At 54.7% G+C, this 12,917-nt stretch carries 7 protein-coding genes; 1 reads left to right on the top strand and 6 read right to left on the bottom strand.

Going from position 1 to position 12,917, the window contains the following annotated elements:
- Window positions 1-117 precede the first annotated feature (117 nt).
- Window positions 118-909 (bottom strand): hypothetical protein, encoded by a 792-nt coding sequence (locus BM040_RS21850; RefSeq protein ID WP_092104468.1) that lies wholly within the window; start codon window positions 907-909, stop codon window positions 118-120.
- 344 nt (window positions 910-1,253) lie between these two features.
- Here BM040_RS21850 and BM040_RS17965 point away from each other — a divergent pair, with 344 nt between their 5' ends.
- Window positions 1,254-2,300 (top strand): alkaline phosphatase D family protein, encoded by a 1,047-nt coding sequence (locus tag BM040_RS17965; RefSeq protein WP_092104466.1) that lies wholly within the window; start codon window positions 1,254-1,256, stop codon window positions 2,298-2,300.
- 58 nt (window positions 2,301-2,358) lie between these two features.
- Here the strand turns inward: BM040_RS17965 and BM040_RS17960 are convergent, their stop codons facing one another.
- From BM040_RS17960 to BM040_RS17940, 5 genes are all read right to left on the bottom strand, one after another.
- The gene (locus BM040_RS17960; protein ID WP_092104464.1) at window positions 2,359-3,705 is read right to left on the bottom strand and encodes an amidohydrolase family protein; all 1,347 of its coding nucleotides are present in this window, start codon (window positions 3,703-3,705) and stop codon (window positions 2,359-2,361) included.
- 82 nt (window positions 3,706-3,787) lie between these two features.
- A complete protein-coding gene (locus tag BM040_RS17955; protein ID WP_092104461.1) occupies window positions 3,788-6,811 on the bottom strand; it encodes an amidohydrolase family protein in 3,024 nt (1,007 codons plus the stop codon).
- 945 nt (window positions 6,812-7,756) lie between these two features.
- Complete coding sequence (locus BM040_RS17950) at window positions 7,757-9,652, bottom strand: amidophosphoribosyltransferase (protein WP_092104459.1); 1,896 nt, start codon at window positions 9,650-9,652, stop codon at window positions 7,757-7,759.
- 7 nt (window positions 9,653-9,659) lie between these two features.
- Window positions 9,660-11,165: an NADH-quinone oxidoreductase subunit N gene (locus BM040_RS17945; protein WP_092104457.1), complete on the bottom strand. Its 1,506-nt coding sequence runs from the start codon at window positions 11,163-11,165 to the stop codon at window positions 9,660-9,662.
- Window positions 11,166-12,914, bottom strand: a complete 1,749-nt coding sequence (locus BM040_RS17940; RefSeq protein ID WP_092104455.1) for a complex I subunit 4 family protein — start codon at window positions 12,912-12,914, stop codon at window positions 11,166-11,168.
- Window positions 12,915-12,917: the final 3 nt, after the last annotated feature.

The following is a 12,917-nucleotide window of genomic DNA, read 5'->3' as shown; positions in this document are numbered from 1 at the left end:
TGCCGAGTTAACTTATAAATTTTCCTTCCTAGTACGCAGCTAGCGTGCTTAGGTATGCCAAAAGTAAAGCCCACGGCCAGGCCGTGGGCTTTATCGTTCTTGCTCCCGGGCGTTGTTCTATGCCCTTGTCGTTTTATCACCGTAGGCGCTTGGTCCGGAGTGAGCGCCGTAATCAGGTCCGGATGTTTCGCCGGGACGGCGGTAACGGCTGCTGCGCTGGCTGTAGTCGTAGTTATCGCTGCGGTTGCTGCTGCGGATCTCCCCGCGGTAGCGTTCGTCATCGCCGCTGTGGTGCCGGTTATAGTACTCGCGCTGGTAGTCGCTGCCACGAAAATCATTGTCAGAGCGCCTTTCCGGATGCTCGCCCCTGTCATAGTAGGCATCGATGCCCAGCATGTTATAGCCATGGTCGCCACGGCCCCTGTACATCTTCTCGTCCGTGTTGAAGTCTTCGTAGCGGCGGCCCTGCCCTCCGTACTGGTAGCTGTTGTCCTGGCGGCTGTAGTTGCTTCCGGCACTGTAGTTGGTGCTGCGCGGGTTGCCGTACGTGCCGTACACATCGCGCTCTTCCCAATTTATACCACTGTCGCGATCATACCCGCCACGCTGGTTGCGGCGGTCGCCCATGTAAGGGTTTGGATCGCCGTAGCGGTAGTGTTCGCTGCGCTCCGTTACGCCACGGTGGCTGCTGGCGCCATAGCCGCCCACAGGGCCTCCGCTTCTGTAGCCAAAGTTAGGGTCAGGGTTGGAGCTGCGCACGTCGCGGTACTCCGCGTGCTCGTCGTGCATGCCGTAGTAGTTGCCGTGGCGGTTGCTGTAGCGGTCGCGGTAATTCTGAAAGCCGTCGTGGCGGTTAGATCTATTGTCGGAATCGTGGTGTCTCCTGTTATCTCTTTCGTTTCTTTCCATAGTTGTACTGTTTATGATGTATTCTTTCCCTATAAACGCACCCGCGCTTTATACGTTGGGTTTTGCCGGTGGTAACACGCTTACACCTGCTCTCCTTGGTTTAGGAAGAGGGCACCTACTTTCTGTCGATGCAAAAGGTGCGTTCATCTGAGAGATTCGTTCCTGATAGATTAATTTTATACTTTTAAACAGATGCCACGACGGCTTTACTGCCATTTAGCTCACTGCTGGCGTCAGTTTTAGAGTAGTTGTTGTTTGTTAATTTTGTTGGACAACCCCTGCGCCCCCGGCACAGGGGTTGTTTTTTGGAACATTCCGTTCCCTGGTGGTGTAGTAGAAACACTATGCGAACTGACAAGCCAACTTCAGGTTGCCGCATGCTGGTAGCCGTGCTTCTATGCCTGCTCCCCTTCCAGCTGCTGGCCCAGCAACACACCACCATTGCCTTTGGCTCCTGCAACAGCCAGGACGAGCCGCAGCCGCTGTGGCCTGCCGTGGTAGCCGCCTCGCCTGACCTGTGGGTGTGGCTGGGCGATAACATCTATGGCGATACCCACAACATGGATACGCTGGCTAGCAAGTATAACCGCCAGCTGCAGCACCCCGGGTACCAGGCGCTGATCAAGACTACCCCTATAACCGGCACCTGGGATGACCATGATTTCGGGCACAACGACGCCACCGCCAGTTACAGCCAGAAAGCGCAAAGCCAGCAGCTATTCCTCGATTTCATGGGCGCGCCAGCCGATGCCCCGGTACGCAAGCAGCAAGGCATTTACCGCACTTATACTTTGGGGGAGGGCAACCAGAAAGTAAAAATCTTCCTGCTCGACACCCGCTACCACCTCGACCCGTTCAGAAGACTCTTCGGCCTGTACCTGCCCAACTATGGCGGCGATGTATTGGGGGAAGATCAGTGGAAGTGGCTGGAAGAGGAACTGTCTGACAGCGATGCACAGATCAACATCATCGCCAGCAGCATGCAGATTCTCCCCACCGGGTATAGCTATACTAGTTGGACAGCCTTTCCCAATGCCCGCAAGCGCCTGCTTCGCCTGCTGGAAACTACCCGCCCTGCCAATCCCATCCTGCTTTCCGGTGACCGGCACGTAGGCGAGTTAGCCAAAATAGAACTACAAGGGTATGAGCAGCCCGTCTATGAAATTACCTCCAGCGGCATGACGCACCACCGCAAGCCCAGCAAAGGCGGCAACCGCTACCGGGTGGGCGAGCAAATCGGGGCACTGAATTTCGGGGTGATGCAAATTGCCTGGGGCGATACGGAAACCGAGGTTAGCCTCCAGATACGGGATGTGAAAAACTTGCCTTTATTGGAGCAGACACTGGTTTTCAAGCAAGCGCCTGTTGCTGTGCTAAGTGAGGAGCAATAAAAAAAGCGGGCTGCCCATATATGGCAACCCGCTTTTATACTTTATAAGCAAGTATAAATTATTTACCTGCTGATGAGGAGGTAGCACCAGCCGGAACCTGCTGTTGCTGGTCTTTATACTTGGTGTTGAACTTCTCGTAGAGGAACTTCTGCTTGTCGGTCAGGTCTATCTTGCGGCCCTGGATGAAAGCGTGCGTCACATTGTTGGTGCGCATGTCCAGCAGGTCGCCAGCGGATACCACCAACGTTGCATCTTTGCCCACTTCCACAGAACCTACCTGCTTGTCCACACCCAAAATTTTGGCGGTGTTGAGCGTAACAGAGGCCAGCGCCTGCTCTTTGTCCAGGCCATAGGCAGCAGCTGTGCCAGCGATGAACGGCAGGTTACGGATGCCGTGGATGGCCAAATCATAGTCCAACGCAAAAGGGATGCCCGCCTGGTGCAGCAAGTATGGCGTTTTGTATGGCATGTCCACATCCTCCTCCGCACGGGATGGCAGGGCGTGCACGCCGGAGTAAATAACAGAAACGTTGTTGGCTTTCAGGAAGTCGGCCACGGCTACCGCATCGCGGGCTCCTACTACCACAATTTCCTTCACGCCGTGCTTCTTGGCAAAGTTCACGCCTTCAATCATCTCCTTGCCATAGTTGGCGTGGATATACAGCTTTTGCGTGCCGTCGAACAAGCCGGTCATGGAGGCAAGCTTCAGGTTCTGGCTGTCGTGCTTGCCTGATTTGTAAACCGCTGCCTCGCGGAACAGCTTATCCAGCTCCAGCATGGTTTTCTCACGCTCCTCAGCCATACGTCGCAGGCGCTCGTCGGCTTGTCTGTTGCCGGTTTCGATGAGCATGCTTGGCCAGTTCAGGTGCATGCCTACGTCTGCCTTCACGATAGCGTCTTCCCAGTTCCAGGCGTCCAGCTGTACGATAGACGATGTACCGGCAATCGTGCCACCAACTGGTGTCACCTGCGTCATCAGTACACCATTGGCGCGTACCGTCGGGATAATGTCGGAATCTGTGTTATAGGCGATTACTGAACGCACGTTCGGGTTCATCTCCCCCACCTCGCGCCAGTCGATGGTGGCGCGTACGCTTTCCACCTCGTTCAGGCCAAGCGCCGCGTTTGGCTGGATTAGGCCCGGGTAAATGTGCTGGCCCGTTACGTCCACTACTTCGTAGCCGCTCAGGTTAGCCCCGCTCTGCGGACCTGCATACGTGATCTTTCCGTTATCGAAACCTACAGCGGCATTTTCCACCACCTGACCGTTGCCTACGTGCAGGGTAGCACCCTTCAGCAGCACGGGCTTGCTTTGCTTGGGCGCAGGGGCAGGCACCTGTGCCACTGCCGGCACTGCAAACAGCAGCGCGACCAAAGCGGATATATATCTTTTATGAATCTTCATTTTATGAATTGTTGAAATTTTGATTGTTGATTGCTTATTGTTCAAAATTCGAGAGCAACAATTAACAAGCAACAACTAACAATTAGTATGCAAAATACGCCTCTTCCTCGCTGTGCTCTACTTCCTCGCAGTGCATCACCTGGGTTCTTCTGCTCACAGGGCTTTGCGTTTTGGCACCACCGGCTTTGGCCTGCAGCATCTTCTGAATCAAACGCACGCGCTCTTTCTCCAGATCCACACGCATCTGCTCGTCGCGCTCCACATCGTAGTAGGCAATGCCATCCACAAAGGTCTTCAGCGGCTTAGCGTAGATAGAAAGCGGATGCTCGTTCCACAGTACCACGTCGGCGTCTTTGCCAGCTTTGATGCTACCCATTCTGTCGTCGAGGTGCAGGAGCTTGGCCGGGTTCAGGGTCACCATTTTCAGGGCGTCCTCTTCGCTCATGCCGGTATACTTCACACTCTTGGCAGCCTCCTGGTTCAGGCGGCGGGCCATCTCGGCGTCGTCAGAGTTGATGGCCGTTACAATGCCCAGTTGGTTCATGATGCCGGCGTTGTGCGGAATCGCATCCTTCACCTCCATCTTGTAAGCCCACCAGTCGGCGAAGGTAGAGCCACCTACGCCATGCTCTTTCATCTTATCGGCCACTTTGTAGCCTTCCAGGATGTGCGTGAACGTGTTCACCTTAAAGCCCATATCCTCGGCCACTTTCATCAGCATGTTAATTTCGGACTGCACGTACGAGTGGCAGGTGATAAAGCGCTTCTCGTTGAGGATTTCCACCAGCGCCTCTAGTTCCAGGTCGCGACGCGGAGACGGAGTTTTGGCTTTGTCGCGCTTGCTCAGCTTGTTGTAAGTGTTCCAGGCCTGCTCATACTCTTTAGCACGCTGGAAGGCGTCCACAAACACCTGCTCCACACCCATACGGGACTGCGGGAAACGGATGGTCTGCGTGCTGCCCCAGTTCGATTGCTTCACGTTCTCGCCCAGCGCAAACTTGATGTAGCCGTCAGCGTTCTCTACCAGCAGCTCGTCGGCGCTCTTGCCCCAACGCAGTTTAATAATGGCTGACTGGCCACCAATAGGGTTAGCCGAGCCGTGCAGCAGCTGCGAGGTGGTTACCCCACCGGCCAGTTGGCGGTAAATGTTAATATCCTCCGGATTCACCACATCGGCCATGCGCACCTCAGAGGTAACAGCTTGGGTACCCTCGTTCACGCCATGCAGCGCAATGTGCGAGTGCTCGTCGATGATGCCTGGCGTGACGTGCTTGCCGGTTCCATCCACAATCCTGGCGCCGGACTCGCTCAGGTTCTTGCCAACTTTGGCAATCTTGCCGTTTTTGATCAGCACGTCAGCATTCTCCAGCTTGCCTTCTTTCTCGTTTGTCCAAACAGTGGCTTTTTTGATAAGGATGGTCTCCTGCTTCGGTAGCTCTGGCTGGCCATAGGCGCGGAATGGGAAAATCATACTTCCGATCGCAGTGTCCGCCTCTTTCTTGGCGCGCTCTTTCTTGGCTTGCTCGGTCATGGCCTCGGAGTAAGACGCCAGCCATTTTACAGCAGAAGCATTTGGCAACTGGCCTTCGCCCTGCAGGTTTTTGCCGGCTACCCAGCCGCTCAGGCGGATGCTCTCCTTGCTGTCTTTGCTTTCGGCAAAAGAGATGGTTACCAGGTTCCCTTTGATGCTCAGGTTGCCTTTTACCGTGTCTTTAGAAATTACCTGCAGTTCCGGTTTCTCGGCGGAACCGTTGATCAGGAGCTTGCGACCGGTGTCGTTACCCAGCTTTAAGGTATAAACGCCACGGTAATCAGTGGGCAGGTCGGATACTTTGTACTGCTCGCCCTGTACCCAGTTCTCCAGAATCACGCCGTCTTCCGAGAAAAGATTGTCGGAGGTGATAATGAAGTTGGCCAGCATGCCTTTGTTCAAGCTGCCCACCAGGTTATCTGCGCTCAGGAGTTTAGCAGGTGTAGCGGTCAGGGCCTTCAGCGCTTCTTCCTCGCTCAGGCCATACTTTACGGCTTTGCGCAGGTTGGGCAGGAAGTCCTTTTTGTCTTTCAGGTCGTGGGCCGTGAAGGCGATGGTTACGCCCGCTTTCTGCAGCAGGGCCGCATTGGCAGGGGCCATTTCCCAGTGCTTCATGTCTTCTAGGGCCACACGGCGGGCATCAAACGGGTCCTCCACGTTGTAAGCGTCTGGGAAAGCCAGCGACAGGATAACAGGTGCGTTGGTGGCTTTAATTTGCGGCAGCATCTGGTACTCGTCTCCGGCACCCTTCATGATATACTGTTTGCCAAACTCATCGCCCACCTTATCGGCACGCAGAATGTTCAGCTTATTGTCAGCCTCAAAAATCTGCGGGAAGCTGTTTGCCTGTGTAAAGGCCCGCAGGGAAATATTCTGCTCTTTCTGCGGATTTTGTGCATTCCACTGGGCATCGAGGTAGGTCTGGCGCAGCAGCGCTACCGAACCCATCAGTGAGTTCGGGTAATCCTGCTTGGACGTACCTTTGTCGAAGGAAAGGGCGGCGGCGGCTTTGTCTTTCAGCACCACCTCGTTCTCGCGTTTCTCGGCCAATGTTACCAGGGCAGCCGTGCCACGGGCAATACCGTCGCGGTGCACCGTCAGCACGGTGCCGAAGCCTTGCTTGCGCAGTTCATCGGCTTTCTTGGCATCTACCTTAAACAATTCTACTGCATTTGTCTCCGGGCGGATAGCCTCGTTCCAGTTATAGGCGCCCTGCTTGGTAGACTCCATCTGCGGGGCAGCACGCCAGTTGCGGCGCTCTACCTTCACTTCCGGCAGGCCATAGTCGCTGTACATATCCACCAGGCCAGGGTAAATGTGCTTACCGGCGGCATCCATCACCACGGCTCCGGCCGGCACCTTTACGTTCGTGCCCACGGCCTCTACTTTGCCGTTGCGGATAACGAGGGTGGCGTTAGAAATAGTGGTTTTGTAGTCGGTGTGGACGGTGGCATTGGTGAAGACCACGAGTCCGGCGCGCTCGTCGTAGACGCCGTTCCGCGGAAAGGTCTGCTGCGCCATCACACCGCCTGCACTGAAGGTGAGACAGGCTGCAATGGTTAGAATTTTCTTCATTCGTAAGGTTGGAATAAAAGTTTAAGGTTTAGACAAGTTTCGGATATCAAGTTAAGCATCAGGCAGGTAAAATGCTATATCGCAGTATGGTTTTCCTGCTATATCAGCTCCTCTGCACCCGAAATTGCCACCTTTGACTGTTGTTGCTGCTGAAGGCTTAATGAGGAGGGGGATTTTCTTTGGTGGTTTGGGTGAATACTGGGTCCAACCACCCCTGGCCCCTCCTTGGCTAAGGAGGGGTATTTCACCCCACCCCTACCCTCCCCTAAGAACAGGGGAGGGAGTTTGTACAGGTGTAAACCCACCCCTAGCCCCTCCGAGGAGGGGAATTATACTTGCTCTATTCTTTGTCATCTCGAGCAGTGCGAGAGATCTATCTGGAATTTTATTCAGATCTCTCCCATAGGTCGAGATGACAGCAACAGCAGTGGCTATCGAATGCTTCCCAGCCTTTGGGTTGAGCGCCTTGTAGATTTCCGGTGCCGTAGGCAGCCCGAGGTACGAGGGCAGGAAATGTACACCGCGCGATGCCCGAAGGCGAGGCCTCCCGGCCTTGAGGGAGCCAAAGCCAGAGATGCAACTATAGGTTTGTAAACCTGGAGGATGAACAGCAGCTAGTAAGGATAGCTTGTGTCAAGTTGCGGGAAGCAGCGGCTAGAAAGTATAGACCAAAAGTCTAAATGGGGAAGTATAAGAAGTATAGCTAAAGTATAAAGTATGGCTTTTCAAGCCAGTTGGGTTACAAACCCAACATCATAGGTAAGCACGGGTTGCAAACCCGCGCCAGCAATTGGAAGAGAAATTCGCTGCAGGAAATTTCCAGACTTGGATATCCCAAACAACGTTATGAGCATAGGCTCAGCGGAAATTTAACTGCTAAAACAAAACCGGCCGCTACATTCGATGCAGCGGCCGGTTTAAGTATAGATTTATACTTTATACTTCTTAATAAGCCCTTCCGGATTTATTCTCAATGTAGTTCATGAAAGCGCGGTTCACGACGCCTGTACCACCTGGAGTTGGGTAGTTGCCTGTAAAGTACCAATCGCCTTTGTGGTTCGGGCAGGCCTGGTGCAGGTCCTCAATGGTCTGGTAGATCACCTGTACCTCTGCCTTCACGTCCGGTGCTTTTACGATTTGGGCTACTTTGTTTGAAATCTCATCATGCGTGAACATGTTGTAGAGTTCCTGCACAAAGTTTGTCTGCTTAAAGGCAGGTGTGCCGGCCGCGGCCACACACTTGTTATAGGTTTCCTGCACCTTATGCGATTGTCCCCTGTCTTTCAGCAGGTCCAGCAGGGCTCTGAAAGCCACAAACTCCTTCATTCTGGACATGTCGATGCCATAGCAGTCGGGGTAGCGGATCTGCGGCGCGCAGGACACGATGATGATCTTCTTCGGTTCCAGCTTGTCGAGCATTTTGATGATGCTCTTCTCCAGCGTCGTGCCGCGCACAATCGAGTCGTCGAGTACCACCAGGGTATCCACGCCTTTCTTCACCACCTCATAGGTTGTGTCGTACACGTGCGTTACCAGGTCGTTGCGGCTGTCGTCGTCGGTAATGAAGGTACGCAGCTTTACATCTTTTATCACCAGTTTCTCGGCACGTGGCTTAAACTGCAGGATTTCGTCGAGTTCTTCTTCTGTAAGTTTTTGGTTTAGAATGGCTTGCTTGCGGTAATCGCGCAGGTGGTTCTCGATACCCTTCATCATACCCAACCATGAAGTCTCGGCGGTGTTGGGAATATACGAGAACACGGTATTTTTCAGGTCGTAGTTTACGGCCTCCAGAATCTGCCGGCAAAGCAGTTTACCCATGTTCTTGCGCTCGGTATAAATCTCCGGGTCGTTGCCGCGGGAGAAGTAAATGCGTTCAAAGCTGCAGGAGAGTTTCTCGCGCGGCTCCACAATCTCCTTCATCTCCGGGTTGCCGGCCTTGTCCACAATCAGGGCGTGGCCGGGGGCGATTTCCTTAATCTCGTTATACTCTATGCCGAAGGCGGTTTTGATGGCAGGCTTCTCCGAAGCTACTACCACCACCTCATCATCCATGTAGTAGTAAGCCGGGCGGATGCCGTTCGGGTCGCGTACCACGAAAGAGGAGCCGAAACCGGTGAGGCCAGCCATGGCGTAGCCGCCGTCAAAGTCCTTACAGGCACGCTTGAGCACGCGCTGCAGGTTCAGGTGCTGCTCAATCAGCGTGGTGATTTCCTTGTTCGTATAGTCGCCTTTCTTGAACTCGTCGAACAGCATCTGGTTCTCTTCGTCCAGGAAGTGGCCGATTTTCTCCAGTACGGTGATGGTGTCGGATTTATGCTTGGGGTGCTGCCCCAGGTCCAGCAGTTTGTTAAACTGCTCGTCCACGTTGGTCATGTTAAAGTTACCGGCCACGGCCAGCGAGCGGCTGCGCCAGTTGTTCTCGCGCACCATCGGGTGGCAGCTGTCCACGCTGTTCACGCCGTGGGTGCCGTAGCGCAGGTGGCCCAGGTACACATCGCCCAGGAAAGGCAGGTTCTCCCACACCCACTCCACATCCTCTACCTGGTCGGGGTAGTTCTCCTTCAGCTTGCGGTACTCCTTGGAGATTTTGCCAAAGATGCTGTCAATGGCGCGGGTTTTTACAGAGCGGAAACGGCTGATGTAGTCGATGCCAGGCAGCGCGTTGATTTTGATGCTGGCCACGCCCGCACCATCCTGGCCGCGGTTGTGCTGCTTCTGCATGAGCAGGTACAGCTTGTTGATGCCGTACATCGGAGTGCCATACTTGTCGGCATAATAACTGATTGGTTTTCGGAGCCTGATTAGGGCGATACCACATTCGTGCTTAATTGCGTCGCTCATATGTGCATTAAAGTGTCTGGGCCAGTAATTGCTCTATCCAGTGCAGCAGCAGGTCGGGTTTAAAGAAAAAGACCAGCAGCGGCAAGGCGAACAGTGCCAGCATCAGTTTATCTGACGGTGAAATAACTAAATTTTCGTGAGATTGATTCCTTTTGAAGAAAAGGTAGTATGGTATCTTGATATAGTAAAAAAGCGCCACCCCCGTCAGCAGGATTCCGATGATTAACAGCGCCAGCAGCATGCTGTTTCCTGACAAAGTATAGGCCTCCCACACATTACTAAAAATGAGGAGCTTGCCCATAAAACCGGCCAGCGGCGGCAGCCCCGTGAGCGAGAGCAAGTAGAGCACGGACATCACCCCGAAGTATGGCAGCAAGCGACCCAACCCCGAAAAATCCTCCAGCGTTTGAACGCCATACTTTTCCTCGGCCACCTGCAGCAGCAGAAAGATACCAAAGTTCATGAACAGCAGCACCGTGAGGTAAAACAGCACACTGGACGTATAGCCCGTGCCAAAGGCCAGCAGCGCCGTCAGCAGGAACCCGGCATGGGATACAGAAGAGTAGGCCAGCAGCCTGCGGGGTGTGCGTTGCCACAGGGCCGTAAAGTTACCGATGGCTAGTGTTACCAGCGCCGCTATTCCCAGCAGCAGCTGCACGTCGGCAAAGGCTTCGGCGTCGGTAAAGTTCTCCACAAAGCGAAGTATAACCAGGATACCGGCCATCTTGGGGCCAGTAGAGAATAGCGCCACCACCGGCATCGGTGCGCCCTGGTACACATCCGGTGCCCAGAAATGAAAAGGGGCCGCAGAGATTTTAAAGAAAAATCCGGCCAGCACCAGCACCGCCGCCACTGTTACCAGCAGCGTGTCGGCCTGCAGCAGCCCCAGCGCAAAGTCCTCCGAGGCGTAGTTGAGCGTCCCCGTCAGGCCATAGAAAAACGACATACCGTACAGCATCACGCCAGCCGACAGCGTACCGTACAGCACATACTTAAGACCAGCCTCCACGGCACGTTTTTCCTGCTTAAAGGTAAGGGTAAGGATATAGGAGGCAATGGAAACCAGCTCAATGGCCAGGAACACCATCAGCAGGTTCACCGACTTGGCCATCAGGTTGAGGCCTAGCACCAAGATAAGTATAAGCGCATAGAACTCGCCGCGGCCCTCCTGCAGCTTCTCCAGCCGCGGGTGCTGCAAGGACATCAGCACGGTAAAAATACCTGCCGCGCTAAAGAGAATCCCCCCAAAGCGGGCCATCCCATCTGAAAGCAGTAAATCCAGGAAAGGCTCGTCGCCGGAAGTATAGCCGCCCAGCACCTGCAGCACCAGCACCCAGAACAAGCCGGTCAGGGCCAGCCAGGGCAAGAGCCTTTTTATACTTGGCATTTTGAACAGGTCGAGCGTGACAAGCAGCAGAAAGAAGCCGGCCAGCACCAACTCCGGCAGCAGCGAGCCCGCCCCGGCAAGTATGGCATCCAGCTTATCCGACAAGTATACCGCCTGCTCGTTCACTTATTTCTGTAATGTTGATATAATTAAACCCAGCTGCTCCTGTCCGCGCAGCAGCACCATCTCCGTGTAACCGTTCACTGTCAGGCCAATCTTGTCCAGCAGCAGGTGCGGAAAAATGCCGAAGACCAGGGCCAGCACCGCCAGCGGCACCAGCATCAGGTACTCTCTCGCGTTTAGGTCGGTGATGAGGGCATTCTGGCGCAGCTCCGGGAAAATCCAGAACTTGCCGAAGAACATGCGCTGCAGCGCCCACAGGTAGTAAGCAGCACTCAGCAGCAGGCCGAATACCGCTACAATGGTAAGCCAGCGCGGCAACAGGCCTGTGGCCTCCGGCGCGCCAAAACCGCCCACCAGCACCAATAACTCGGAGATAAACCCGGAGAAGCCCGGCATCCCCAGTGAGGCGAAGAAGGCCACCACCACAAAGGCAGTATAAGCCGGCATGGCGTTGGCCAGGCCCCGAAAGTTATGGATCATGCGGTCGTGGGCACGGTCGTAAATCACGCCCACCACCAAAAAGAGCATGGCCGAGATAATGCCGTGGCTAAACATCATGTAGATGGCGCCGTTCACGCCCTCGTTGGTGAGCGTGGCCAGCCCCAGCAGCACAAAGCCCATGTGCGACACCGACGAGTAAGCAATCAGCTTCTTCAGATCCTTCATGGCGAGTGCGTTCATCGCCCCGTAGATAATCGACAGCACGCCCAGGCCCCCGACAAGTATGGAGAAGTAGGTACCGGCATCCGGGAAAATAGGGTACACGATGCGGATCAGGCCATAACCGCCCACTTTCAGAAGTATAGCCGCCAGCAGCACTGAGATGGGCGTGGGCGCCTCTACGTGCGCATCGGGCAGCCAGGTGTGCACCGGCACCGACGGTACCTTGATGGCAAACCCGGCAAACAGCAGCAGGAACGCAATAAAGCGCAGCGGCATGTCCCAAAGTATACTTCCCGAGAGCACGTGCAGCAGGCTGTTCGGGATAAAGTTGGCCGGCTCCATCATGGCTGGGATGCTGAATGTATGCACCAGGTTGTAGTTGCTGATCTGGTTGCGCTGCAGCATTTGCTGCACCTGCGTCAGCACCTCGGCACTGGCCGCTTGCCCTTGTTCCAGCAGCCCCATCTGCACGGCCGTAGCCGCCGGATCAATCACCGAAGTATAAAGCCCGATCATCACAATCAGGATGAAAAGGGAGCCCACCAACGTATAAATGAAGAACTTGATAGCAGCATATTCGCGCTTCGGGCCGCCCCAGATGCCGATGAGAAAGTACATGGGCAGGAGCATGAACTCGAAGAAGAGGTAGAAGAGGAAGAAATCCAGCGCCAGAAAACAGCCCATCACGCTGGTGAGCAGCAGCAGGTAGAGCAGGAAATAGCCTTTCACATTTTTGGTGATGTTCCAGGAGGAGATCACCCCGATCACGCCCACCAGGCCCGTGAGCAGCACCAGGCTGATGCTCACCCCGTCCACGCCCACGAAGTAGTCGATTTGAAAACGCCCCAGGTTGCCGAGCGAGAAGCCTATCCAGTTGAGTTTCTGCACAAACTGGTAACCCATCTGTCCGTTGGCCGCCGCGCCTCCGTCGAACCGGAAGTATAAAAGTATAGCCAGCCCCATCTGCACCAGGGCCGCCAGCAAGGTCACTGCCTTTATGGGCTTGTGCAGGCGCACCGGCAACAGCAAGATGACAAGCGCTGCCAATAAGGGTGTAAAAATGAGGCTAGTGAGTATAAAATCGTTCAACTG

Origin of the sequence: Pontibacter chinhatensis (assembly GCF_900113285.1) — a bacterium.
Lineage (GTDB): Bacteria > Bacteroidota > Bacteroidia > Cytophagales > Hymenobacteraceae > Pontibacter > Pontibacter chinhatensis.
This window is presented reverse-complemented; position numbering and strand designations above follow the sequence as displayed.

Bases quoted from the DNA above. Each gene is read 5' to 3' on its own strand.
- BM040_RS17955 (WP_092104461.1), bottom strand. From the start codon at position 6,811: ATGAAGAAAATTCTAACCATTGCAGCCTGTCTCACCTTCAGTGCAGGC.
- BM040_RS17960 (WP_092104464.1), bottom strand. From the start codon at position 3,705: ATGAAGATTCATAAAAGATATATATCCGCTTTGGTCGCGCTGCTGTTT.
- BM040_RS21850 (WP_092104468.1), bottom strand. From the start codon at position 909: ATGGAAAGAAACGAAAGAGATAACAGGAGACACCACGATTCCGACAAT.
- BM040_RS17950 (WP_092104459.1), bottom strand. From the start codon at position 9,652: ATGAGCGACGCAATTAAGCACGAATGTGGTATCGCCCTAATCAGGCTC.
- BM040_RS17965 (WP_092104466.1), top strand. From the start codon at position 1,254: ATGCGAACTGACAAGCCAACTTCAGGTTGCCGCATGCTGGTAGCCGTG.